The sequence below is a fragment of the Kribbella sp. NPDC054772 genome, from assembly GCF_053611945.1.
The window spans coordinates 34,870-58,022 of the sequence record NZ_JBSHBJ010000021.1; the positions used below are offsets into that span (position 1 = coordinate 34,870).

At 68.5% G+C, this 23,153-nt stretch carries 20 protein-coding genes; 13 read left to right on the forward strand and 7 right to left on the reverse strand.

Annotated elements, in window-relative coordinates; all coding sequences use genetic code 11:
- Positions 1–115: 115 nt before the first annotated feature.
- The gene (locus ACWGID_RS27455) at positions 116–643 is read right to left on the reverse strand and encodes an NUDIX domain-containing protein (RefSeq protein WP_452201271.1); all 528 of its coding nucleotides are present in this window, start codon (positions 641–643) and stop codon (positions 116–118) included.
- An 18-nt stretch (positions 644–661) separates the two neighbouring features.
- Between ACWGID_RS27455 and ACWGID_RS27460 the strand changes: the two genes are divergently transcribed.
- Positions 662–829, forward strand: a complete 168-nt coding sequence (locus ACWGID_RS27460; protein ID WP_452201272.1) for a hypothetical protein — start codon at positions 662–664, stop codon at positions 827–829.
- 1 nt (position 830) lies between these two features.
- Here ACWGID_RS27460 and ACWGID_RS27465 read toward each other — a convergent pair whose 3' ends face one another.
- The gene (locus tag ACWGID_RS27465; protein ID WP_452201274.1) at positions 831–1,616 is read right to left on the reverse strand and encodes a DUF899 domain-containing protein; all 786 of its coding nucleotides are present in this window, start codon (positions 1,614–1,616) and stop codon (positions 831–833) included.
- 103 nt (positions 1,617–1,719) lie between these two features.
- On the opposite strand from ACWGID_RS27465, the gene ACWGID_RS27470 reads away from it, so the two are divergent.
- Positions 1,720–3,195 (forward strand): MFS transporter, encoded by a 1,476-nt coding sequence (locus tag ACWGID_RS27470; RefSeq protein ID WP_452201275.1) that lies wholly within the window; start codon positions 1,720–1,722, stop codon positions 3,193–3,195.
- Here the strand turns inward: ACWGID_RS27470 and ACWGID_RS27475 are convergent.
- From ACWGID_RS27475 to ACWGID_RS27485, 3 genes are all read right to left on the reverse strand, one after another.
- On the reverse strand, positions 3,155–6,190 hold the full coding sequence (locus ACWGID_RS27475; protein ID WP_452201277.1) for an alpha-N-acetylglucosaminidase TIM-barrel domain-containing protein: 3,036 nt from the start codon (positions 6,188–6,190) through the stop codon (positions 3,155–3,157). The two genes, ACWGID_RS27470 and ACWGID_RS27475, sit on opposite strands and share 41 nt — an antisense overlap.
- Before the next feature lie 91 nt (positions 6,191–6,281).
- Positions 6,282–7,595 (reverse strand): ABC1 kinase family protein, encoded by a 1,314-nt coding sequence (locus ACWGID_RS27480; protein WP_452201279.1) that lies wholly within the window; start codon positions 7,593–7,595, stop codon positions 6,282–6,284.
- A gap of 190 nt (positions 7,596–7,785) precedes the next feature.
- Positions 7,786–7,944: a DUF5679 domain-containing protein gene (locus ACWGID_RS27485; protein WP_012922897.1), complete on the reverse strand. Its 159-nt coding sequence runs from the start codon at positions 7,942–7,944 to the stop codon at positions 7,786–7,788.
- A 524-nt stretch (positions 7,945–8,468) separates the two neighbouring features.
- Between ACWGID_RS27485 and ACWGID_RS27490 the strand changes: the two genes are divergently transcribed.
- The 5 genes from ACWGID_RS27490 to ACWGID_RS27510 all read left to right on the forward strand — a co-directional run bounded on the left by ACWGID_RS27490 (position 8,469) and on the right by ACWGID_RS27510 (position 13,480).
- Complete coding sequence (locus ACWGID_RS27490; RefSeq protein WP_137258184.1) at positions 8,469–9,005, forward strand: M48 family metallopeptidase; 537 nt, start codon at positions 8,469–8,471, stop codon at positions 9,003–9,005.
- Positions 9,006–9,264: 259 nt separating this feature from the next.
- Positions 9,265–11,466, forward strand: a complete 2,202-nt coding sequence (locus ACWGID_RS27495) for an MMPL family transporter (RefSeq protein ID WP_452201282.1) — start codon at positions 9,265–9,267, stop codon at positions 11,464–11,466.
- 208 nt (positions 11,467–11,674) lie between these two features.
- Positions 11,675–12,346 carry a hypothetical protein gene (locus ACWGID_RS27500; protein ID WP_452201284.1) on the forward strand — a complete coding sequence of 224 codons (672 nt, stop codon included), beginning with the start codon at positions 11,675–11,677 and terminating at the stop codon, positions 12,344–12,346.
- A 27-nt stretch (positions 12,347–12,373) separates the two neighbouring features.
- Positions 12,374–12,658: a hypothetical protein gene (locus ACWGID_RS27505; protein WP_452201286.1), complete on the forward strand. Its 285-nt coding sequence runs from the start codon at positions 12,374–12,376 to the stop codon at positions 12,656–12,658.
- A gap of 120 nt (positions 12,659–12,778) precedes the next feature.
- On the forward strand, positions 12,779–13,480 hold the full coding sequence (locus ACWGID_RS27510; protein ID WP_452201288.1) for a uridine kinase: 702 nt from the start codon (positions 12,779–12,781) through the stop codon (positions 13,478–13,480).
- Here the strand turns inward: ACWGID_RS27510 and ACWGID_RS27515 are convergent.
- Positions 13,434–14,033: a CGNR zinc finger domain-containing protein gene (locus ACWGID_RS27515; RefSeq protein ID WP_452201292.1), complete on the reverse strand. Its 600-nt coding sequence runs from the start codon at positions 14,031–14,033 to the stop codon at positions 13,434–13,436. The genes ACWGID_RS27510 and ACWGID_RS27515 overlap by 47 nt on opposite strands.
- 68 nt (positions 14,034–14,101) lie before the next feature.
- Here ACWGID_RS27515 and ACWGID_RS27520 point away from each other — a divergent pair, with 68 nt between their 5' ends.
- Positions 14,102–15,277, forward strand: coding sequence for an MFS transporter (locus ACWGID_RS27520; protein ID WP_452201293.1), 1,176 nt, complete (start codon positions 14,102–14,104; stop codon positions 15,275–15,277).
- On the opposite strand, the gene ACWGID_RS27525 is transcribed toward ACWGID_RS27520, so the two are convergent.
- Entirely contained in the window at positions 15,252–17,507 is a 2,256-nt protein-coding gene (locus tag ACWGID_RS27525; protein ID WP_452201295.1) for an FdhF/YdeP family oxidoreductase, read from the reverse strand. The genes ACWGID_RS27520 and ACWGID_RS27525 overlap by 26 nt on opposite strands.
- Positions 17,508–17,653: 146 nt before the next feature.
- Here ACWGID_RS27525 and ACWGID_RS27530 point away from each other — a divergent pair, with 146 nt between their 5' ends.
- The 5 genes from ACWGID_RS27530 to ACWGID_RS27550 all read left to right on the forward strand — a co-directional run bounded on the left by ACWGID_RS27530 (position 17,654) and on the right by ACWGID_RS27550 (position 23,148).
- The gene (locus tag ACWGID_RS27530) at positions 17,654–18,382 is read left to right on the forward strand and encodes a 3-hydroxybutyrate dehydrogenase (RefSeq protein WP_452201297.1); all 729 of its coding nucleotides are present in this window, start codon (positions 17,654–17,656) and stop codon (positions 18,380–18,382) included.
- A 17-nt stretch (positions 18,383–18,399) separates the two neighbouring features.
- Positions 18,400–19,701, forward strand: a complete 1,302-nt coding sequence (locus ACWGID_RS27535; protein ID WP_452201299.1) for an MFS transporter — start codon at positions 18,400–18,402, stop codon at positions 19,699–19,701.
- A 17-nt stretch (positions 19,702–19,718) separates the two neighbouring features.
- Positions 19,719–21,485 (forward strand): helix-turn-helix domain-containing protein, encoded by a 1,767-nt coding sequence (locus ACWGID_RS27540; RefSeq protein WP_452201301.1) that lies wholly within the window; start codon positions 19,719–19,721, stop codon positions 21,483–21,485.
- Positions 21,486–21,802: 317 nt separating this feature from the next.
- The gene (locus tag ACWGID_RS27545; protein WP_452201430.1) at positions 21,803–22,312 is read left to right on the forward strand and encodes a response regulator transcription factor; all 510 of its coding nucleotides are present in this window, start codon (positions 21,803–21,805) and stop codon (positions 22,310–22,312) included.
- Between the two features lie 155 nt (positions 22,313–22,467).
- Entirely contained in the window at positions 22,468–23,148 is a 681-nt protein-coding gene (locus ACWGID_RS27550; RefSeq protein ID WP_452201303.1) for a response regulator, read from the forward strand.
- Positions 23,149–23,153 lie beyond the last annotated feature (5 nt).

The window sequence follows — 23,153 nt, forward strand, 5'->3', positions numbered from 1 at the left end:
GTCTGGCGCCGCGCCCGCGCCCCGCGCCCCCCCCCCCGCACACTAACAAACCACAACACCCCCCGCGCCCGAGCACACACGGGGGGGGGCCCCCCCCCCGGCGCCCCCCCCCCCCTCAGCCACGTCTTTGAAGCAGCGCCTGCTGCAGACCGATCAGCGTGATCCCACTGACGATCTCGTGCCGCGCGATCATCCCCGGTACGTCGGCCAACGGGACCCACTCGATCCGATCCGACTCGTTCCGCTCCGTCGGCTCACCGACCCGTACGGCGCCAGCCGCGGAGTACACGAAATGCCGCGAGTCCATGATCCCGGCGGCCGGCTCGGACCGGATCAGCTCGGTCAGCTCACCCGCCCGCCACCCCGTCTCTTCCTCGAGCTCCCGCGCCGCCGCGGCCATCGGGGTCTCACCGACTTCGATGATCCCCATCGGGAGCTCCCACGCCCAGGTGTCGGTGAGGAACCGGTGCCGCCACATCAGCAGCACGTGCGCGTCGCGGAGGACGACCGCCGCGGCGATGTCCTTGAGCCGGACGGCGTGGTAGTCGAACCGCTCCCCATCGGGTTGCTCGACGTCCAAGCGCCGGACGCTCAGCCATCGATTGCCCCAGACTTCGGCCTCGTTGTGAACGGTCCATCGCACTCGGTGCAGACTAGTCGTATGGGAGTTGCTACGTGTGCGTTGTGTGGTCAGCAGGCTGAGTCGGAGGATGCGCCGCTGACCTGGGTGACGTCGATCGAGGGTGGCCGCAGGCTGTTGTACTGCGATCGCTGCGCCCGGGAGAACGTGCGCAGTATCGAGGGCAAGCTGGACTCGGTCCACTGGTGAGTCAGTACTGATCCGGTACCCGCATCGACGGGCCGCCGACCTGCAGGCCCAGCGGTTCGGCGCGTCCGGCCGGCTCCTCCCACGCCTCCTGGCGCCCGAGCGCCGTGAGGTCGAGGTAGCGGTAGCCGTTGTGGAAGTCCTCGATCCCGCGGCCGAACGTCGAGTAAGTGTGGAACACGTCGTCGCCGACCCGGAGGAACGCGCTGATCCCGGGCATCTCCTCGCCGTTCATGTCCGCGGTCCAGGGCCCGTCGGTCCACGGCGTACCCTTCTCGGCCGCCAGCTCGTCCTGCGTCCGGAAGTGCAGCAGCACCGGCGCGACCCGATCGTCGAGCGTGGCGTGGAAGTCGTAGTTGAAGTCGCCCGGGTACGACGAGTACCACGGGAACGTCCAGCCCAGCCGCTCCTTGAACGCGGCGATCTTCTCGTACGGCGCCCTGGACACGGCCGCGAGTGACGTGTTGCGAACGTGCAACTGGCGGAGGTTGCCGATCTCGTCTGCGGCGGACGAACAGCTCGGGCACGCCTCGTCCCAGTCCGGCCCGAACATGAAGTGGTGGATCACCAGCTGATCCCGGCCCTCGAACAGGTCGAGCAGACCCACCGGCCCGTCCGGCCCCTCGAACACGTACGGCTTCGTGACCCGGACCATCGGCAGCCGCCGTCGCTCGGCGTTCAGGCGGTCCCGCGCTCGGGTCGCCTCCTTCTCCAGCCGCAGCAGTTCGCGGCGGGCGGCCAGCCACTCCTGCTCCGACACGACCTCGGGAAGATTTCCGGACGCCGTCATCGCGCTCTCCGCTCGTCGGGGGACTTCTTCCGAGCCTATGTCGATTCCGGGGTGATCCGGTCGACGCAGGGAGTGAAGACACTCCTGTGGAAGGACCGCACTCATGACCCGCACCCTCGAGGCCGACACCGTGGCGACCGGCCGGCGGCAGTGGATCGCCCTGAGCGTTCTGTGCCTGGCAACGCTGCTGGTGTCACTGGACTTGTTCGTGATGCTGCTCGCGGTTCCGGCCGTCACCGAGGCGCTCGGCGCCACCAGCAGCCAGCAGCTGTGGATCCTGGACGTGTACGGGTTCATGGTGGCCGGCCTGATGATCACGATGGGCAGCCTCGGCGACCGGCTCGGCCGACGGCGCCTGCTGCTGATCGCGGCCGGCGTGTTCGGGGTCGCCTCCATCGTGGCGGCGTACTCGGTGAGCCCCGGCATGCTGATCGGGGCCCGAGCGGTGCTGGGGATCGCGGGCGCGGCGATCGCGCCGTGCACGCTGGCGCTGATCTCCACGCTGTTCCCGGACGAGCGGCAGCGGGCGACCGCGCTCGGCGTCTGGGGCGGTTGTTTCACGGTCGGCGCCGTGGTCGGGCCGATCGTCGGGGGTGTGCTGCTGAACCACTTCTGGTGGGGTTCCGCGTTCCTGATCGGTGTCCCGGCGATGGTGGCGCTGCTCGCGATCGGTCCGTTCCTGCTCCCGGAGTACCGGAACGAGAAGGCCGGGCGGATCGACGTACCGAGTGTGGTGCTGTCGCTGGCGGCGATCCTGCCGGCCATTCACGGTCTCAAGCACCTGGCGGCGCACGGGGCCGGTGCGCAGTCGGTCGGAGCCCTGGTGTTCGGGGGCGTGTTCGGGTGGTTCTTCGTACGACGGCAGTTGCGCCTGGCCGAACCGTTGGTCGACGTGCGGCTGTTCACGCGGCGGACCTTCAGCGTGACGCTCGGCAGCATGACGGCGTACTCGATGCTGTCCGGTGGCGTGATGGTGTTCGTCGCGCAGTACTTCCAGCTGGTGAAGGGGATGACGCCGCTGGCCGCCGGGCTGGCGTTGGTGCCGGGCATGATCACGTCGACGATCGGCTTCCAGCTCGCGCCGCGGCTCGCTCGGCGGATCCGCCCGGGCATCCTGATCCCGGCCGGTGTCGCGTTCACGGTCGCCGGGATGATCGTGGTCAGCCAGACGACGTCGACGACGGTCCTGGTCGTCGCGTTCGCGGTGGAGTGCTTCGGGCCCGGCGCGCTGGTCATCCTCGGCACGAACCTGGTCATCGGTTCGGTCCCGCCGGAGCAGGCAGGATCGGCCGGCGCGCTGACCCAGACCGGCAACGAGTTCGGCTACTCGCTCGGCATCGCGGTGCTGGGCAGCGTGGTGACCGTGGTGTACCGGGGCCGCATGGACGGCCGCGGCGGCAACTCGCTCGGCGAGGCGATCAGCCAGGGCGCGTCGGGCGACGTACTGGACGCCGCCCGACACGCGTTCACCTCAGGTCTTCACCTGGCTGCGGGGATCACCGCCGTCGCACTGACCGGTATGGCGATCCTGCTTGCCGTCACCCTCCGCTCGGCACCTGCGCTGGGCCGGCAGAACTGAAGCTGGCGAACTCGGCGGCGCCACGAGTCCCAGCACCGCCGTTCGCGGCCGACATGAACAGACCGCCATCAAGCACAGCCCCCGCCGGTACGACGGAGCTCGCGATCGTGGTCCACGTCGTACTGTCCGGGCTGCACGCCGCGGTCACGGTGTCGCCGTCCCGCGTGAGGCGCAGCCACTGGGGAGCAGTCCGACCGGTGACGTTGCGGTACTGGTCCAGGGACCCGTTGCCGTCGGAGTCCCACGAGTAGACGCACCCGTTGTCCGGAGTGATCGCGATGTCGGCCAGTCCGGCGCTGCCGGTCTTGGTCAGGTCGGGGCTGATGACCAGTCCGGCTCGTGCCCAGGGACCGGTGCGGTCCTGGGTGACAACGCGAGTGGTGAGCGATCCGCCTGCCACCAGGGCGTTCTGGCGGTAGATGGTGCCGTACTGCTTCGTCGTACCCCACATGTCGTTTCCGGCGCCTTCGATGAGGTAGGAGTCACCGGACTGGGCGAATACGGCGTTGTTGGTCGTGAGCGTGCGGTTCGGCTCCTGCACTGGTCCAGCGCGTAGGACGCGGAGAGACGCTGCTGACTGATCGGTGCGAGCAGTCAGGGTTGTTGTCAGGTGCGCTGCGGGTCCTGTCGCTGTCACGGCGAAGGAAGCGGTGGTGCGTTCACCAGGTGCCAGTCGGGGGATGGCGACGGACGCTGGTTCCACGGTGAGGCCGCTGTCGGCTGGAGCGGTCAGAGTGACGCTGACGTTGGAGGCGGTCTGGAACGGGTCGACATTGCGCAGACTGGCCGTCACGGTCGTCTTGGCGCCGTCCGGAACGTTGGCCGGCGTAGCGGTGGCTGTCAGCGCGACCGGTTCAGGGTGTGCGGTCAGGTAGCTGACGACCTGCTGTGCGACCTGGTGGATGTCACCGGTCGGCTTCTGGGGGAGTGGCGTCGTGGACGCCGTCCAGTCGGCGCCGCGCTGGTACCAGTCGAAGGTGGACGGTGCCCGGCTGTCCCGCAGCGCTGCGGACAGGTCGTCCAGGTATGCCTTCCACCGCGGGGCGTAGTACGTGCTGATCAGACCGGACCATTCGCGGTTGGCGTAGTCACTCAGACCGGCGTTGAACCCGGCCCGCGTACCCCAGATGGTGAGGATGGTGCGGGCGCTCTTCTGCAGTGACGCGTCGCCGGCGTTCGCCAGCCACGGTCCGAGCATCGTCTGCCGGTTTGTCGCCGTCACCTGCTCCAGCAGAGCCATCTGGTCCAGCCACTGCGCCTTGAGCGTGTCGAAGGTCGCGAGGTCCCTGGCGTCGTACGCCGACTTGAGCCGCGGGAGCAACGTCCTGCTCCGGTTCGACAGCACCTGCCGCGTCACATCCATCAGGTCATAGCGGTACGACGCTGTGCCGCGCAGCCGTCGATCGACCGAGAGGAGCGCCGGTAGTGCGGCTGCGAAGTCAGTGGCGTCGTACTGCATCGAGCTGGGCGACCACGTTGCTGCGGAGTCGGCGGTCAGCGATGGAGTGGCGGCGTACAGACCGTCCTGCGCTTCACTGCCTCCGGCGAGCGAGTACGCCGTCTTGCCGATCGCGGTCCACGCCGTCGCGGATGCCTGGTCAGAGCCGCCGTACCGACGCTGGGACCAGTCCTTGAACCAGGTGTCCCGGTCGATCGGTCCGCTGCGCCACGCGAGACCGGTGAGGTACTCGAAGGCCGCTGGGTTGTTGTCACTCGCTTCGGGCATCACCGCGATGCCGTCGAGCTTGCTGCCGGTTTCCGAGCGCCAGCGCCAGAAGCGGTCCTCCCAGGTCGTCGTGGCCGCACCGATCGTGGTGTGACCGCCGAAGTTCCAGATCGAGCCGAAGGCGTACGTCGAGTCCGGCCAGGTCTTGTTGCGGTTCTGATCGGTCCGGTCCGACAGGCCGTCCACGATCAGGATGCGTGAGCGGTCGATGCCCGCCAGCGTGTCCGCCCGCGGGTTGCTCTGCCAGCCGAGGAACACCCAGGTGGCTCCGGGACGTGCGGCCTCCAGTGCGTCCTGGACTGCCTTGCTAGCTGCGCCGACCGGTACTGGACCGGGCTGGCCTCCCTCGTGCAACAGGTCCATCTTGTAGTGCGTACTGCGGCCGAACAGCCGCTCGGAGTTGGCGTAGAACGCCTTCGCCACGTCGGCGAACGGAGTGCTCGTCGGGTCGAGCCAGTCCGGTCGCTGGAAGCCCACCCAGTTGCCCTGCGGCACGGTACGCGCGCTAGGGACCTTTGCTGCGAAGCCGGGCGGGACCGTACCGAAGTACCCGGGGAGCACGGGGGTGATGCCGAGATCGCGCAGTCTGGTGATGATCTTGCGCCCCAGGTCGGCGCGCTGGCGGACCTGGTCGGCGGTCATCGCGGCCGGGAAGCCGGACATGTTCTGCAGCAGCCACCACGGTTGGTGGCTCGGTTGCGGGACCCAGCTCAGCAGGTCGCTCTCGGAGTACCCGAACTGCTGGAACGTGTCGACGTACACCGCCTCCGCCCCGACCGGGACGAAGACCTCGTTGATCCCGTGCAGGGCGAGGACGTCGATCTCGTGCTCCCACTCGGCCCAGGTGCGGTACGCGCCGGTGTAGCCGTCGTCGGTGTCGTTGAGCGCGAAGCGGTTGGCGACCGTGGCCGACTGGTGCAGCGGTTGTTGTGGAGTGGGCAGGGTGCGGGGGAGGCGGGCCAGCGAGTCGCCGTTCCACGAGACGTCGACGCGGGCGACCTGCTCGAGGTACGCGTTGAAGCCGGCCAGCATCGCGCTCGGCGTGGTGGCCGAGATCCGCACGTTCTGGCCGTGCCGGTCGACGTCGTACGACTCACCGGTCGGCGGGAGGGCGCGGAGCTCGACCTGTGCGGCCTGAGCGGGGACGAGCCGCTTGATCACGGCTCCGACAGAGGTGGTGTCCCAGGGCTGCGGCGGGCCGGCCTGGGCGGCGGTGGTGGCCGTGGCCAGGAGGGCGAAGGGGACGGTGAAGGCCAGGAATCGGCGCATTGGGCGGTCCTTCCAGGAAAGGAAAGGTCGCTACATTAAGAGGCTGTAAATGCGCAGACGTCAAGGCTTGAGCGCACTAATGCGCAGAAAGTCAGTCCTCCGTGAAGCCCGGCAGCAGCTCCTCGAGCACCGCCCGGAACGGCGCCTCGGCCTCGAGCTGCGACAGTACGGCGATGCCGCCGATCCAGACGCGATGGATCAGCAGGTACGACGGCGGCAGGTTGAGGCGGAGCGCCAGCGACGCGTTCGGCGAGCGGAAGTCACCGGTCCGGTTCGCCTGCGCGCGCATCCACGCCCGGCTGAACTGGAACGTCTCCTCCTTGGCCGGCTCCGCGAACGGCGCCAGGTAATCCATCAGCTGGTCCGGATCGATGTCCATCCGCGGCTTGATGAAGCCCTCGGCCTTGAGCCCGTCCCGGACGGCCGTTCCGTCGCCGCGCAGCGAGATCCGCAGCAGCCGCCCGATCGCCGGCGGCAGACCGTCCGGCAGCCGGGCGCACAGGCCGAAGTCGACCACGCCGAGCCTTCCGTCCTCCATGACGCGGAAGTTCCCCGGGTGCGGATCGGAGTGCAGCAGACCGGCGTACTTCGGCCCGCTGAACATGAACCGGACGTACTTCAGCCCGATCGCGTCCCGCTCCTCCTTGGTGCCTTCGGTGATGTACGACGACAGCGGGCGGCCCTCGATCCACTCGGACACGATCACCGTGGGGGAGTGCTTCACCACCCGCGGGACGACGAACTCCGGGTGGTCCTTGAATGCGTCGGCGTACTGCTGCTGGGCCTGGGCCTCACGGTCGTAGTCGAGCTCCTCACCGATCCGCTCCTGGAGCTCGGCGATCAGCGGCTTCACGTCCAGACCGGGGACCAGCGTGCCGATCGTGCGGGCGAAGCGGCCGAGCTGGCGAAGGTCCGACCGGAGAGCCTCGGCGGCCCCCGGGTACTGCAGTTTGACCGCGACCTCGCGGCCGTCCTTGAGCCGGCCACGGTGCACCTGGCCGATCGACGCGGCCGCCGCGGGCAGGTCGTCGAACTCCTCGAAGCGGTCCCGCCAGCGCTTCCCGAGCTCGCGGGACAGGATCGTGTGCACGGTCGAGGCCGGCATCGGCGGGGCGGAGTCCTGCAGCTTGGTCAGGGTCGCCCGGTACGGCGCCGCGAGCTCCTCCGGCATCGCGGACTCCATCAGGCTGAGCATCTGCCCGAACTTCATCGCGCCGCCCTTGAGCTCGCCCAGGACGGCGAACAACTGGTCGGCGGTCCGGCGCTGGAACTCGGCCAGCACCGCCTCCGCGGGCGCACCACCGATGCGCTTGCCGAGGCCGACCGTCGCGCGCCCGGCGGCGCCGAGCGGCAGGCTGGCGAGTTTCGCGGTCCGGCTCAGCGCCTTACGAGGAAGGTCCGACACTCTCCCATTCTGTCCGGTCGCTCAAGCCCGGCCACCGTGGGGTCGCCGTGTGTCGCCCGAACATGTCCCCGGACGGCGCCCCCGAGGGTGTCCCGGAGCGTGCCCGCGGCGTGCTCCGGCCCGGGGACGACGAAGGCGGTGCCCGGCACGCGCAACGTGCCGGGCACCGCCCTTTTTACGACTTGGTGCGTCAGGCCTTGCCGAGGATCCGGTTCAGGTTCGTACCGCACTCGGGGCACTTGGCCTTCGCCATGCGCGTGCCCTTGTCGTTGACCTTGACCTCGCCGTCGGCGGTGCGCTTGGCCTTGCACTTGACGCAGTAGAACTCGCCGCTCCAGGTCTCTGCCATGAGGGCCCTCTCCTTGCTCTGAATTACAGCCCGGGGGTCTCGCCCCGGGCAGTCGTTGGATGCTAACGGCAGACCTTCCTGCCGTAGGCCGTTCGGCCCAGTCGGGATTCACCCTACGGCCTTCTGGCGCAGGCTCAAGCGCACCTGATGGCCCGCGTGCCGCCTGAATCCCCCGAGGAAAACCCTTACCGAAACTTTCGCCGGCACGGAACAGGCTCCCGGGGTTCCGCCGCCGGAACCGCTCGGCTTCCCCTCCGAGCGACCCCGGCGACGGTCCGGGAGCCTGTTGCAGACGACGCTAGGAGGCCACGGCCCCGGTGGCAAGACCGCGTTGTCCACCCCTGTGGATAACTCTGTGCGCAACCTGTGGGACGCGCCGTCGGGCACGGTGGACGGGCTGGGGAACACGGTGTGAACAACAGGGGGCGGCGGGCTCAAGATCTGGCATCTGACCTGCGGAAACAGGAATTCACAGGGTGTGCACCGAAGAAACTTGTCGGATTCGGGGGGTACATTTTTGAGCCATGGCCGACTCTCCACCGCGCCCGATCCCGCCGTACGTGGACATCCGTCGCAGCAAGCGCCGCAAGCGCACAGTCAGCGCCTACCGGGACGGCGAGCGAGTGGTCGTGCTGATGCCCGACCGGCTGTCCGCCGTCGAGGAGGCGCGCTGGGTAGAGACCATGTTGGCGCGGCTGGAGAAGCAGCGCAGCCGATCGCGCGTGTCGGACGAAAAATTGTTGGCCAGAGCACACGAACTCGCGTGTCGCCACCTCCCCGAAGTGCCCGAACCTGCGTCGGTGAGGTGGGTTTCGAACCAAAACAGACGGTGGGGATCCTGCACTCCGGCGGACCGGTCGATCCGGTTGTCGACCCGGTTGCAGTCGATGCCGGGGTGGGTTGTGGACTACGTCCTGGTGCACGAGCTGGCCCATCTGATCGAGCCGACCCACAACGCCACCTTCTGGGATCTCGTGCACCGCTACCCCAAGGCCGAGCGCGCCGAGGGGTACCTCGAGGGCGTTTCCGCCGCCTCGTCCCTGAACCTCGAGGACTTCTGACCCGCCTCCCGAGGACATCCGATCACCGGGTGCGTACGGCGTACGGGAAAGGGCTCCCGCGCGCTCGTGTGACGGCCGGTCCTCAGGTGGCGTAGGGCGTACGAGAAAGGGTGGGGTGGGGTTTCCCCCAGGGGGAACTCGGGGGTCTCCTGCATGGTCCCGGACTGTGTCCGCCAGCGAGGCTTTTGTCCCGTAGCCGGTGCCACGCCAGGGGGCGCCGGGTGGGGCGCCTGAGGGGGCGCAGAGGGGCAGGGACGGTATGGCCAGGGGACAGATCACGGTGCGGGCGGCGCGTTGGAGCGCCACCCATCCGTGGCGGGCGATCGCGATGTGGGTTGTCGTCGTGGTCGCCTGTTTCGCGCTCGGTTCGATGACCGGGACGAAGGAGTCGAAGAACGAGGGTGACATCGGTGAAGTGACCCGGGCGGACAACATCGTCAAGTCCGGCAACTTCGACGACCCGGACGTGGAGAGCGTGCTGATCACGGCGCCGTCCGGGCAGCTCGACCAGGCGGCGGCGACCACGGCCGCCGGCACGGTGATCCAGCGGATGCGCGGCCTCGGTGGGGTCGCGGAGGTCGCTCAGCCGATGCCGTCGCCGCAGAAGGACGCGGTGATCGTCCGGGTCACGCTGAAAGACGCGGCCGAGGGCGCCGACAAGGACGCTCGCGTGCAGCCGCTGCTCGACACCACCGCGCAGGTCCAGAAGCAGTATCCGGACCTCCGGATCGAGGAGGTCGGTGGCCTCTCGATCGACAAGGCGCTCAGCGAGACGCTCGGCAAGGACTTCAAACGGGCCGAGATGTTCAGCCTGCCGGTCACGCTGGCGATCCTGCTGATCGCGTTCGGCGCCCTGATCGCCGCCTCGGTGCCGTTGCTGCTCGCGCTGTCCGCCGTCGCCGCCGCGATCGGGTTATCGGCTGCCGCATCACAGCTCGTGCCCGCGGTCGACGCGGTCAACAGCGTCATCCTGCTGATCGGTATGGCGGTCGGCGTCGACTACTCACTCTTCTACCTGCGCCGCGAACGTGAGGAGCGTGCCAAGGGCCGCGGTCACGTCGACGCGGTCGAGATCGCCGCGGCCACCTCGGGCCACGCGGTCGTCGTCTCCGGTACGGCGGTGATCATCTCGATGGCCGGGCTGTTCCTCGCCCGCGACGCGGTGTTCTCGTCCTTCGCGGTCGGTTCGATCCTGGTCGTCGCGGTGGCCGTCGTCGGTTCGCTGACCGTGCTCCCCGCCGTACTGGCGAAGCTCGGGCGCTGGGTGGATCGTCCGCGGATCCCGCTGCTCTGGCGGCTGACGGCGAGCAAGGGACAGCCGCGGTTCTGGCCGACGGTGCTGAAGCCGGCTCTGAAGCACCCGATCGCGACGCTGCTGGTCGCCGTCACCGCGCTGCTCGCGGTCGCGTCGCCGGCGCTCGGGATGACGCTGAAGTTCCCGGGCACCGAGGACCTGCCCCGCACGACCTCGGTGATGAAGGCGTACGACCGGCTCACCGCCGCGTTCCCGAGCACGGGGACGAGCCACGAGGTCGCCGTACGGGCTCCGGCCAATCAGGAGCCCGCGGTGAAGGCGGCGCTGGCCGAGCTGATGCAGAAGACCAAGGGCGACAAGCTGTTCGCGTCGGACGGTCTCGAGGAGCCGCGGTTCTCCAAGGACGGCACCGTCGCGACGCTCGAGGTCGCAACGCCGTACGAGGGGGGCAGCCAGCAGGCGCGCGACTCGTTGGCCAAGCTGCGCAAGGATCTGATGCCGGAGACCGTCGGCAAGGTGCCGGGCGTCGAGTACGCCGTCGGCGGGTTCGTGGCCGCGGACGTCGACTATGCGGCGCACACGCGGGACAAGCTGCCGCTGGTGATCGGGTTCGTGCTGCTGCTGACGCTAATCGTGATGATGGTGACGTTCCGGTCGGTGGTGGTCGCGGTCACCGCGATCGGGCTGAACCTGCTGAGCGCCGGAGCGGCGTACGGCGTCGTCACCGCGGTCTTCCAGAACACCTGGGCCGAAGGACTGCTGCACTTCCGCTCCAACGGCGCGGTGGTCAGTTGGCTGCCACTGTTCCTCTTCGTGGTGCTGTTCGGCCTGTCGATGGACTACCACGTGTTCGTCGTGAGCCGGATCCGCGAGGCGGTACTGCGCGGCGTGCCGACCCGGCAAGCCGTCGCCGAAGGCATCACCGGCTCGGCCGGCGTGGTCACCAGCGCGGCCGCGGTCATGATCGGTGTATTCGCGGTCTTCGCGACCCTGAGCACCCTCGACATGAAGCAACTCGGCGTCGGCCTCGCCGTCGCGATCCTGATCGACGCGACGATCATCCGCGCGGTCGTCCTCCCCGCCGTCATGACCCTCCTCGGCGACGCCAACTGGTGGGCCCCCAAGTGGCTCCGCCCGACCCGCCCGAAGCACACCACCCTTCCCCCGTCCGCGGAGGAAGAGCGCGAACTAACCCCCGTCGGCTAACCACCCACAGGCGCCCCACCCGAACCAACTCGGGCGGGGCGCCTGCCGTTTCGCCTGTGTGGACGGGGCGACCGCGGTGACGAGCGCCGGGCGCACTCGGCACGGCGTGGGTTCGGCGTGGGCCTGCGGTGCGCTCCGCGCGGCGGTGACCTGTGGTCGCGGGGATGATGGACGCCGGGGCGGGTGATCCGAGCGGCGAGGGGGCGCGGTGACTGCTGGGGACGCGGGGGATCCGGAGGGCCGGGTCGGCGTCGAGGCAGGTTCAGGCACGGGCTCGGCGTACCGGCGTGTTTTGTTTCTCGCTGGTCAAGCGGGTCTGCTGATTAGCGCGCTGATCGGTGTGCTCGTGTTCGGTTGGGTGGGCGCGGGCCTGAGCTTCTACCTGACGACCGTCGACCCACGGGGTGGCACCGATCTTGGCAAGCCTCTCGACCTCACCTGGGCAGCACTCGTTCTGTGGATGGCGATAACGCTCGCCGCAACAACCGGCCTGCCCCGCCTGCTTGAAGGATCGGGAGGCGTTGGGCATTTGTGGCGTCAGGCTCGGGGTGGTGAGGGTGCGGCGCTCGTCCAGGGGATCAGCGGGGTGCTCGTGATCGGTGGTTCGCTGCTCGGGTACCTCCTCAGCCACCCGTACACCTTCGGCGGACCGGACACCCCGTGCACCCACACCTCCTGCTGGCCCGAGCGACCCCAGGCAATCGCACTCACCGCGCCCGGCCTGGCCGCCGGCCTCGCCCTGATCGCGATGGCCATCCTGGTCAACCGCCTGCCCTGGTGGATCCGGGCAGCGATGCCGGCCGTGGTGTGGCTACTCTTCCTCTCACTACAGCACGGGATCTGGAACACGACCCTGCTACCGATCTTCCAACGTGGATGAGCGAAACCACGACGAGGTAGGTGGAACTTGTCAGGAGCTCCCTTTGAGATCGAGTTTCCGTCATACCTGGACGGCTACGAATTCGAGACCGAGTCGAAGGGCTATCTCGTAGACCTCGTCGTCCGCAGCGGTGATCGGGTGTGGAACCTGACGGTGTACGACGCGGTTCGCCTGCAGCAGGAGGTGTCGGACGAGGTCCGATCCTCCGGATACACCACGCTGTCGAACATCCTCGTCGTTCCCCAGATAACGCGCACCGCCATCACCTCTGCCGTCTCCAAGCTGGCGAAGTCGAATTTCGTGGAGCTCTGAGGTATTCGCGTGGTACTTCGAGACCGGGCGGGTGCCGCACGCGTTTCACCTCCGACGCTTTCGCTGTGAGTCGCGAAAACCGTTCGGGTGGGGCGCTCGCTGGGGTGGAGGATGGCGGGTATGGGTGAGCGTGGTGCGGTGCTGGGGGAGTTGGCGGGGGAGATTCTGGCCGTGGAGCGGGCGCATCCGGTGCGGGTTGGGGTTGACGGGTGTTCGGCTGCTGGGAAGACGACGCTCGGGGATGAGTTGGCCGACGTACTGCGTCAGCGGAGTGGGCGTGAGGTGATTCGGGTTGGTCTCGATTACTTCAAGCGGGCGCCTGAGTTGCGGACGACGTACCCGATCGATTCTCCGGAGAGCTACTACTTCGAGATGTACGACCACGCCGCGATTCGTGACCGGCTGCTGGGGCCGCTTGGGCCGGGTGGGGATCGGCGTTATACGGCGGCGATGCGCGAGGCCAACGCTCAGGTTGTGCTGGACTCCCCGATCAGAACAGCCACACCACAAGCAGTCCTGATCGCTGATGGTTGCTTCCTGCAACGACAGGAACTCGACGATGGGTGGGACCTGCGGATCTACGTCCACATCGACTTCGAGACGGTACTGCGCCGCGGCGCCGCGCGCGATCAAGCGTGGATGGCGTCAGCCGAGGCCGCGGAGGAGCGCTACCGCAACCGCTACATCCCGGGTGAGCGAATGTACGTCGACGACGTCCGCCCGGCCGATCGGGCCCAACTCGTCGTTGGCAACGAGGATCCGGCGAACCCGACACTCACTCGGCCGCGGCCTGCTGACGGGCTCGATGCGCGGCGGCCTTGACCCGGCTCTGACACTGCGGCGAACAGAAGCGCCGCTGACCGTTCTTCGACACGTCGACGAAAACCCGGTCGCACTGGGGCGCCGCGCAGAGACCCAAGCGTCCGGCTAGATCACTACCGACCGCGAGCGCGAGACCAGCCGCGCAGCCGGCGGCCCACCCGTTGGCCAGTTGCTCGTCCGGGCCGTGGAAATGCAGGCTCCACGGGCGGTCCCGGCCGCGGTCGAGTTGCGGGCGGGCGTTGGTGTCCAGCAGCAGCGCGTTGATCTCGGTCGCGGCGGCGTCCAGCTCGCCGGAGCTCGCGGCCTCGAACACGACCCGCATTCGGCCCGCGAGCCGCACGAGTCGCCGTGCGTCGTCGACCGGTACCGACTTCGGCGGATGGCCGATCGCGGTCAGCGCCTCGGCGACCGCCTCCGTCACCGCCTCGGGTGTGTCGGGCGGAGCATCGAACGCGACACCTCCGGCGTACCCGGACGTCAGCCGGTTCACGTACTCGACCGACGCGGCCAGCACGCTGCGGGCATGACTATCAAAAGACACTTGACCAGTCACGCTTCACCTCCGTAATCTCAAGCTTGCGTGACCGATCATAGCCACTTAGACAGTCATGGAGGTACGTCGTGAGCGCTGCGAGCACGGTGACCGCGCCCTGGCGCGGGGTGTCGCCGACCGTGTGGATCCTGGTCGTCGCCCGGGCGGTCAACCGGATCGGCGCGTTCACGCTGCCGTTCCTGGGCGTGGTGCTCGCGGTCGAGTTCGGCGCGTCGCTCGCCGAGACCGGCGTGATCCTCGCGGTCTTCGGCGCGGCGACGATCCCGTCCCGCCTGCTCGGTGGCCAGCTCGCCGACCGCCTCGGCCGCCGGCTCACGATCGTCCTCGGCCTCACTGGCTGCGCGGTCGCTCAACTCTGGATCGCCCTCAGCCACGCGCTGTGGTCCGCCGTATTGGCCACGGTCCTGCTCGGTCTCGCGTTCGAGATCTACGAGCCGCCGAGCCAGGCGATGATCGCCGACGTCACCGAACCGGCGGACCGCCCTGCGGCCTACGGCCTCTACAGCGCGGCGCTTGCGGCGGCCGGCGTTCTCGCCGGTCTGCTCGCCGCCGCGATCAGCCACTGGGACCTGCGCTGGCTGTTCGTCGCCGACGCGATCACCTGTCTGTCCTGCGCGATCCTGGTCGCGCTCGCGCTACCGGCCGACGTACGCCGAGAGCACCCGAAGGACCAAGCTCCGGCCGCTTCGGCCTGGCGTGATCGACGGCTGCTCCTGCTCCTCGCGGGCGGCACGATGTTCGCCACGATCTACATGCAGTTGATCATCGGCCTGCCGCTCACCCTGCTCGAGCAAGGACTCCCGAAGTCCGGCACCGGCATCATCCTCGCCGTCTCCGCGGTCACCCTGATCGCCGCGCAGCGCCTGCTGCGAGTGCAGAACCTGGACGACTTCCGGTCGATCGCGATCGGCTATGTCCTGGTCGCCATCGGCCTGGTCGTCACCGCGTTCGCCCACAACCTGGTGCTTTTCGTCGGCGCCTCGATCTTCTGGAGCCTCGGCGACCTGTTCCTGCTGACTCGTTACCTCACCCAGGCTTCCGGCCTCGCGCCCGACGAAGCGCGCGGCCGCTACCTGGCCGTCTTTGGCCTGAGCTGGGGCATTGCGACCACGATCGCCCCGCTCACCGTCACCCAGCTGCTCAAGACCACGGGCCCGACCGGGTTGTGGTTGACGACCGCCGCGGTCGCCGCCGTACTCGCTCTTCTGCAGCCGTGGTTCAGGAAGCGACTGGCTCCAGCCTGACGGTCAGGCCCTTCGCGACCGGAGTGTTGCTGCCCTTCGCGAGGTCGTCGGCCGACATCAGGACGTTCGTCTCCGGGTAGTACGCGGCGACGCAACCACGCGCCGTCGGGTACGAGACCAGCCGGAAGTGCGACGCGCGTCGCTCGACACCCTGGAACTCGCTGACGATGTCGACGTACACGCCGTCCTTCAGACCGAGCTCGGCCAGGTCGTCGGGATTCACGAAGACGACGTCGCGGGTCCCGTGGATGCCGCGGTAGCGGTCCTCGAGGCCGTAGATCGTGGTGTTGAACTGGTCGTGACTGCGCAGCGTCTGGAGCAGCAGCCGACCAGGTGCCGTCGGCAACCAGGTCAGGTCGTTCGCGGTGAACTGCGCCCGCGAGTCCGACGTCCGGAACTCGCGCTTGTCGCGCGCCGCGTGCGCCAGCAGGAACCCGCCGTCACCGTCGCGCAACCGGTCCTCGTAGTTCTCGTATCCGTCCGCGACCCGCCCGATCCGCTGCCGGACCAGGCTGTAGTCGTCGGCGAAATCCGCCCACGGAATCTGCCCGATCTCCGGTACGACGGCCTGCGCCAGCCCGCACACGATCCCGATCTCGGACTTCATCTCCGGCGCCGGCGGGATCAGGTTCCCCTTCGACAGGTGTACGGCGCCCTGCGAGTCCTCGACCGACACGGACTGCGGACCGGCCGCGGTGTGGTCGTGGTCGGTGCGCCCGAGCGTCGGCAGGATCAGCGCCTCCCGCCCGGTGACGGTGTGCGACCGGTTCAGCTTGGTCGACACGTGCACGGTGAGATCGCACGCACGTAGGCCCCGATGCACGACCTCGGTGTCCGGTGTCGCGGACGCGAAGTTGCCGCCCATCGCGAAGAACACCCGGACGGCACCGTCCCGCAGCCGCTTCACGGTCGCGGCCGCGTCGATACCGTGCTCGCGCGGCGCGGTGAACGCGAACTCGCGGTCGAGCCGGTCCAGGAAGGCGTCCGGCACCTTCTCCCAGATGCCCATACTGCGGTCACCCTGGACGTTCGAGTGGCCGCGCACCGGGCACGGGCCGGCGCCCGGCTTGCCGATGTTGCCCTGCAGCAGCAGCACGTTGACGATCTCGCTGATCGTCGCGACGGCCTCGCGGTGCTGCGTCAGCCCCATCGCCCAGCAGATCACGGTCGCCTTGGACTTGATGAAACGCTGCGCCAGCTCCTCGATCTCGGCCCGGCGCAGCCCGGTGGCCAGCTCGACCGCGTCCCAGTCCAGCTCGGTGTTGTGTTTCGCGTAGAGCTCGAACCCGCTGGTGTGCGAATCGACGAACGCCTTGTCCAGGACGGTGCCCGGGTTCGCCGCCTCGGCCTCGAGCAGAAGGTGCCCGAGGGCCAGGAACAGCGCCTGGTCGCCACCGATCCGGATCCCCAGGTGCTGGTCGGCGAGCGGCGTGCCCTTGCCGACCAGGCCGCGGGGCTTCTGCGGGTTCATGAACGTCATCAGGCCGGGCTCGGGCAGCGGGTTGACCGCGACGATGTCGGCGCCGTTGCGCTTGGCGACCTCGAGGTGCGTGAGCATCCGCGGCGCGTTGGTGCCCGGGTTCTGCCCGACGATCACGATCAGTTCGGACTCTTCGAGCATCTTCAGCGTGACGGCGCCCTTACCGCTGCCGATCACGCGGGACAGCGCCGTACCCGAGGACTCGTGGCACATGTTCGAGCAGTCCGGCAGGTTGTTGGTGCCGTACGCGCGGACGAACAGCTGGTACAGGAACGCGGCCTCGTTGCTGGTCCGGCCGGAGGTGTAGAAGACGGCGTCGTTGGGGTCGGCGAGGGCCTTCAGGTGCCGGGCGACGACCTGGAACGCCTCGTCCCACCCGACCGGCTCGTAGTGCGTGGCGCCGGCCCGCAGCAGCATCGGCTCGGTGATCCGGCCGAGCTTGCCGAGGTCGAACTCGGAGATCCGGTGGATGTCCTCGACCGAGTTCTCCGCGAAGAACGCCCGCGGCACCCGCTTGCGGGTCGCCTCCCAGGCGACCGCCTTGGCGCCGTTCTCGCAGAACTCCGCGGTGTGCTTGTGCTCGGGGTCCGGCCACGCGCAGGAGGGGCAGTCGAACCCGCGGTCCTGGTTCATCTTCAGGAAGACGCGGCCGCTGCGGACCGCACCCATCTCACGGAGACCGAACTTGAACGACGACAGCACGGCGGGCACGCCGGCAGCCTTCTGCTTCGGCTGCTCGATATCGACCATGATTCAACAATAGGTCGATCTATGACGATCCGCTGGTTCGATAGACGCGACCACGCCTAGATGGTGATCCGGACTACAGCTTGCCGCCTGGATGTGTGGTCCCATCCCATAGTGCCGACTCGGCCGGATTCCTACAGTCGTCCGCCATGGAGACCCGTCGAGCCCTCGTCACCGGCGCCGCGTCCGGTATCGGCGCCGCGTGCGCCCAACGCCTGGCAGCGGACGGCGTGCACGTCGTGGCCGTCGACCTCGACCAGGCCGGTCTCGACGCGCTGGAGGGCGTCGAGACGGTGGTGGCCGACCTGTCCGACCTGGAAGGGCTGGCGAACCTGCCGGTCGACGTCGACATTCTGGTGAACAACGCCGGCGTCCAGCAGGTCGCACCGGTCGAGCAGTTCCCACCGGAGCGGTTCAGCTACCTGCTCCGGCTGATGCTGGAGGCGCCGTTCCGGCTGATCCGCCAGACGCTCCCACACATGTACGGCGCCGGCTGGGGCCGCGTGGTGAACATCAGCTCGGTCCACGGCCTCAGAGCGAGTCCGTTCAAGGCGGCGTACGTCGCTGCGAAGCACGGGCTCGAGGGACTCAGCAAAGTGGTCGCACTGGAGGGTGCGGCGCACGGAGTGACCAGCAACTGCGTGAACCCGGCGTACGTCCGGACTCCGCTGGTCACCGCGCAGTTGAGGGACCAGGCCGCTACGCACGGCCTGTCCGAGTCAGAGGTGCTGGACAAGGTCCTGCTCGAGCCGGTCGCGGTGAAGCGACTGATCGAACCGGCCGAAGTGGCGGAGCTGGTGGCCGTGCTGTGCGGCCCCGCGTCCGCCTCCATCACGGGGAGCTCGTTCGTACTAGACGGCGGCTGGACCGCCCACTAATTCAGGAGCCGCCCAAAATGACAGCTACAGAACCGGTCCGCACCCGTACGTCGATCGTTCGGGTGGTGGGCGCGAGTCTCGTCGGTACGACGGTCGAGTGGTACGACTTCTTCCTCTACGGGGTCGCCGCATCGGTGGTGTTCGGCGACCTCTTCTTCCCGAAAGGTGAGCAACTCACCGGGACCCTGCTGAGCTTCGCCACGTTCGCGGTGGGCTTCTTCGCCCGTCCGATCGGCGGCGTGGTGTTCGGGCACTTCGGCGACCGGCTTGGCCGCAAGCAGCTGCTCGTGCTGTCGCTGCTGATGATGGGGCTCGCCACGTTCGCCATCGGCCTGCTGCCGACGTACGCGCAGGTCGGTGCACTGGCTCCGGTCCTGCTGACCGTACTGCGGCTCATCCAGGGCTTCGCGCTCGGTGGCGAGTGGGGTGGCGCCGTACTGATCGTGTCGGAGCACGGTGACCCGGCGCGGCGTGGTTTCTGGGCGTCGTGGCCGCAGGCCGGTGCTCCGGCGGGTCAGCTGATCGCGAACGGCGTACTGGCTGGTCTGGCTGCGTTCCAGTCGGATGCGGCGTTCAACTCGTGGGGCTGGCGCATTCCGTTCCTGCTGTCCGCAGTGCTGGTCCTGGTGGGGCTGTGGGTGCGGCTGCGGATCGAGGAGTCGCCGGTGTTCCAGGAGGCGCGGGCGAAGCAGCAGCCTGAGGACAAGCTGCCGTTGATGGAGGTGCTGACGAAGTACCCGCGGGAGGTGCTGACCGCGATGGGTGCGCGGATGGCGGAGAACGTCAGCTACTACATCTTCACGATCGTCATCGCGACGTACGCCAAGGAGCACCTCGGGATGGGGAAGTCCTTCGCGCTGAACGCCGTACTGATCGGCGCCGCGGTGCATTTCTGCGCTATCCCGCTGTGGGGTGCACTGTCGGACCGGGTCGGCCGGCGACCGGTGTACCTCGTCGGTGCGGTTGGTGTCGGTATCTGGTCCTTCCTCTTCATCGCTCTGGTGGACACTAAGAACTTCGCGCTGGCGACCCTGGCCGTCACAGTCGGGCTTGTGTTGCACGGAGCGATGTACGGTCCGCAGGCGTCCTTCTTCACCGAGCTGTTCGGGACGCGCGTGCGGTACTCCGGTGTCTCGGTGGGCTACCAGCTCGCGTCGATTATCGCGGGTGGTCTGGCGCCGTTCATCGCGGTCGCACTGCTCAAGGCGTACGACTCCGGGTACGCCATCGCGATCTATGTGGCGGTCTGCGCGGTCATCTCGATCATCGCGGTGACGTCGTACTCCGAAACGCACAAGCGGGACCTGACCACCCTCTAGGTGGCATCATCCCCAGGATGGAGGAGCTGCTGCGGCTGCTGGCCGAGGATGCGCCCGGGAGCGAGTTGGCCCGGGCGGCGGGCGAGGACGCGGTGGCCCGTGACCTCGCCCTGCGCATCCGGGCCGGCATCGATGCCAGCAAGAAGCGCGAGGCAGAGCTCTCCACCCTGGTCGACGTCGCCCGGGAGCTCGCCTCGGCGCGCGACCCGGGCGGCGTGCTCGACACCATCGTGCACCGGACCCGCAGCCTGATCGGCGTGGACGTCGCCTACCTGACGCTGTACGACGACGCGCGCGGCGACACGTACATGCGGGCGACCGACGGGTCGGTGTCGGCGGAGTTCCAGCAGGTCCGGCTGCCGCTCGGGGCCGGACTCGGCGGTCTGGTCGCCAAGACCCACAAGCCCTACTGGACCGCCGACTACCCGTCGGACCAGCGTTTCCGGCACACCGTGACGATCGACCACGCGGTAGGGGACGAGGGCCTGGTCGCGATCTGCGGTACGCCGTTGATCGTCGACGGCGCGTTCGTCGGCGTACTGTTCGCGTCCAACCGGACGATGCGGCCGTTCAGCCACGACGAGGTGTCACTACTAGGTTCCCTCGCCGCTCTAGCCGCGGTGACCTTGGTACAGGTACGCGCCGCGGCTGAGACTGCGGCCGCGCTGGATCAGCTCTCCGCAGCGCATGCCGGTGTCGAGCATGCTGCCGCAGCACACGACCGTTTCGCCGGGATCGTCTTGTCCGGTGGGGATGTGGACGCGGTCGCTGCCGCGCTGGCCGAGCTGCTCGCCGTCTGGGTCGTACTGGTCGACGCCGTCGGCAACGAGCTGGCAATGGCTGGCAGCCCACCAGATACGGCAGTGCCTTGGCAGGACTCGGAGTCTGGCCGCCTGACCCGGATCGGTGACTGTTGGGTCGTGGCCGCGACGGCCAAGGGCGAACGGCTCGGTGCCTTGGTCATCGGCGGTGTCGACGACCTGTCCGGTGCGGACCAGCGCATTGTCGAACGGGCAGCAGTCGTGACCGCGCTGGTTCTACTGTTCCGACGGCAGGCCGCGGAGCAGTCGCAGCGAGCGCAGGCGGATCTACTGGCCGACGTACTCAGCGGGAGCGCCGATCCGCGCACACTGACCGATCGACTCCGGCTGCTCGCACCGAACCACCGTCACGACCGCCTGGTCATCGCCGTGTGCCGTGGCGACCACTCCGCCGTACGCGCTCGCCTGTCTGCTCCACTGGAGGACCGGCTGGTGCTATCTGGTCCGTACGGCGGGGATCTGGTGCTTCTGTTCGCTCGCACTACTCCTGTGACCGCGGCACGCGACCTGTCCGAGCTGGCCAAGCGCACTGGGGTCACCATCGCGGTCACTGGCCCTGCGGCGTGGGGTGAGCCGCTCGTCGAGGCGCACCGTCAGGCGGCTCGTCTGGTCGCCACGATGCTTCGTCTGGGGCGCACCAGCGAGTCCGCCACCCCTGATGACCTTGGAGTGGCGGGTCTGGTCGGGGCATCCGACGTTGACGTGCGTACCCACGTGCAGCACGTGCTCGGCAAAGTCCTCGACTACGACGAGCAGCGCGGTACCGACCTGATCGGCACCCTGCACGCGTACTTCGCCGCAGGCCAAAGCCCCACCCGCGCCGCCACCTCGCTCCACATCCACCCGAACACAGTCCAGCAACGCCTCGACCGCGTCACCGCCCTCCTCGGCGACGGCTGGCAATCCCCGAACCACACCCTCGACATCCAAGTAGCCCTCCGCCTCCTCGCCGCCCTGGGCTGACGGCCAGCTGTCCGTGGCACCCGGCGAACCCGACCGACGGCGTAGGTGCTGAGGACCCGGCGCCTGCCGAAATAGGGTCCTAAGTCCCTGGTCGACCCCTCCGCCCGTTACCTAGGGTAACGGCGTCACGGGGAGGTTGACTTTGAGTAATCACATCCGCATCGTTGTGGTCGACGGTCATACGCTGTCGCGCGACGGGCTGCGCGCACTGGTGACTGCGCAGCCCGACATGTCGGTCGTTCGGGAGACGGGCCTCGCATCCGAAGATCGCGGCTGTCGCTCTCGAGCGCGCCGATGTCGTCGTCCTCGACAGCACGCTGCCGGACGGCGACGGGTTGTCTCTCGCGCGTGAGTTGCGCGACCGGCATCCCGAGCTCCGCATCGTCCTGCTCACGTCCGACGGTGAGGACGACGTTCTCTTCCGGGCGTTGGAGATCGGCGTCTCCGCGTTCGTTCCGAAGACGGCCCCGGCTGTCGAGGTCCTGGTCGCGATCCGGCACTCCGCTGTCGCAGCGGGCTCGTTCATCGCGAGCGGCCTGGGTTCGGCTATCGCCCGTCGTCGGGCATCCGTGAGTACGCCGGCTCCCAGGCCTCTGCCACTCGGAGGCGGTTCGCCGTTGAGTCCGCGGGAGTCCCAAGTGCTCGAGATGCTCGGGCGGGGTGTGCCCGTCGTTGCTATAGGCACCACGTTGCAAGTGAGTCACTCGACCGCGAAGACCTACGTCTCGCGCGTGTACGAGAAGCTCGGCGCGACCAATCGGGCGCAGGCGCTGATGCTCGGTCTGCAACGCGGCTTGATCAGCCGAGACCTACCGGCCCTCCTGTGACCGGCAGCGGACCACGAAACTCGGGGACCAAGCAATTGGAAAGCATCTCCGGGGTTTCTGTAACGGGCTGTAGGCCCGAGTCGATCATGGTGGCAGAAGGTGACTTCGAACCCATTGGGCGGATGAGTCACGGCGGGATTGCACTGGGGGCAGTCATGGAAACCTCGATCACCGTCGTCGTCATCGACGGTCACACACTGACCAGGTACGGACTGGCGCGACTCGTCGGCGCCGGTGCCGGCATCGCGATCGTCGACGAATCCGGACTCGCGTCCGAGGCGTTGGCACTCGTCGCCTCCACGCAGCCGGACGTCGTGGTCCTCGACGTCGCGTTGCCGGACGCCGACGGTCTCCAGCTCGCCCGGCAACTCCGCGATCGGCACGCCGAGCTGGGCATCGTGGTCCTCACCGCCGAAGCCGGTGACGACGTACTGTTCCGAGCGCTGGAGACCGGCGTCTCCGCCTTCGTCGAGAAGACCGCTCCGAACGCCGAGGTGCTCGCAGCGATCCGGCACGCCGCGGTCGCGGCCGCCTCCTTCAGCGCCACCGGTCTCGGGCGCGCCCTGGCGCGCCGCGGACAGTTCGCAGATCGGGCCCCGGCTGGGATCGACCCCGCGGGCCTGGCGCTCAGCCCGCGTGAGCTCGAGGTCCTGTCGCTGCTCGCGACCGGTCTCTCGGTCCCGGCGATGGCTGCCACGATGTTCGTCAGTCTGTCGACTGCGAAGACGTACGTGTCCCGTGTGTACGAGAAGCTTGGTGCGACCAATCGTGCGAACGCGATCATGGCCGCGATGCGGTTGGGGCTGATCAAGCCGGAGCTCGGCATCCCTGCCTAGGGCTG

Bases quoted from the DNA above. Each gene is read 5' to 3' on its own strand.
- ACWGID_RS27460 (WP_452201272.1), top strand. From the start codon at position 662: ATGGGAGTTGCTACGTGTGCGTTGTGTGGTCAGCAGGCTGAGTCGGAG.
- ACWGID_RS27465 (WP_452201274.1), bottom strand. From the start codon at position 1,616: ATGACGGCGTCCGGAAATCTTCCCGAGGTCGTGTCGGAGCAGGAGTGG.
- ACWGID_RS27470 (WP_452201275.1), top strand. From the start codon at position 1,720: ATGACCCGCACCCTCGAGGCCGACACCGTGGCGACCGGCCGGCGGCAG.
- ACWGID_RS27475 (WP_452201277.1), bottom strand. From the start codon at position 6,190: ATGCGCCGATTCCTGGCCTTCACCGTCCCCTTCGCCCTCCTGGCCACG.
- ACWGID_RS27485 (WP_012922897.1), bottom strand. From the start codon at position 7,944: ATGGCAGAGACCTGGAGCGGCGAGTTCTACTGCGTCAAGTGCAAGGCC.
- ACWGID_RS27490 (WP_137258184.1), top strand. From the start codon at position 8,469: ATGGCCGACTCTCCACCGCGCCCGATCCCGCCGTACGTGGACATCCGT.
- ACWGID_RS27495 (WP_452201282.1), top strand. From the start codon at position 9,265: ATGGCCAGGGGACAGATCACGGTGCGGGCGGCGCGTTGGAGCGCCACC.
- ACWGID_RS27510 (WP_452201288.1), top strand. From the start codon at position 12,779: ATGGGTGAGCGTGGTGCGGTGCTGGGGGAGTTGGCGGGGGAGATTCTG.
- ACWGID_RS27525 (WP_452201295.1), bottom strand. From the start codon at position 17,507: ATGGTCGATATCGAGCAGCCGAAGCAGAAGGCTGCCGGCGTGCCCGCC.
- ACWGID_RS27530 (WP_452201297.1), top strand. From the start codon at position 17,654: ATGGAGACCCGTCGAGCCCTCGTCACCGGCGCCGCGTCCGGTATCGGC.
- ACWGID_RS27535 (WP_452201299.1), top strand. From the start codon at position 18,400: ATGACAGCTACAGAACCGGTCCGCACCCGTACGTCGATCGTTCGGGTG.
- ACWGID_RS27540 (WP_452201301.1), top strand. From the start codon at position 19,719: ATGGAGGAGCTGCTGCGGCTGCTGGCCGAGGATGCGCCCGGGAGCGAG.
- ACWGID_RS27550 (WP_452201303.1), top strand. From the start codon at position 22,468: ATGGAAACCTCGATCACCGTCGTCGTCATCGACGGTCACACACTGACC.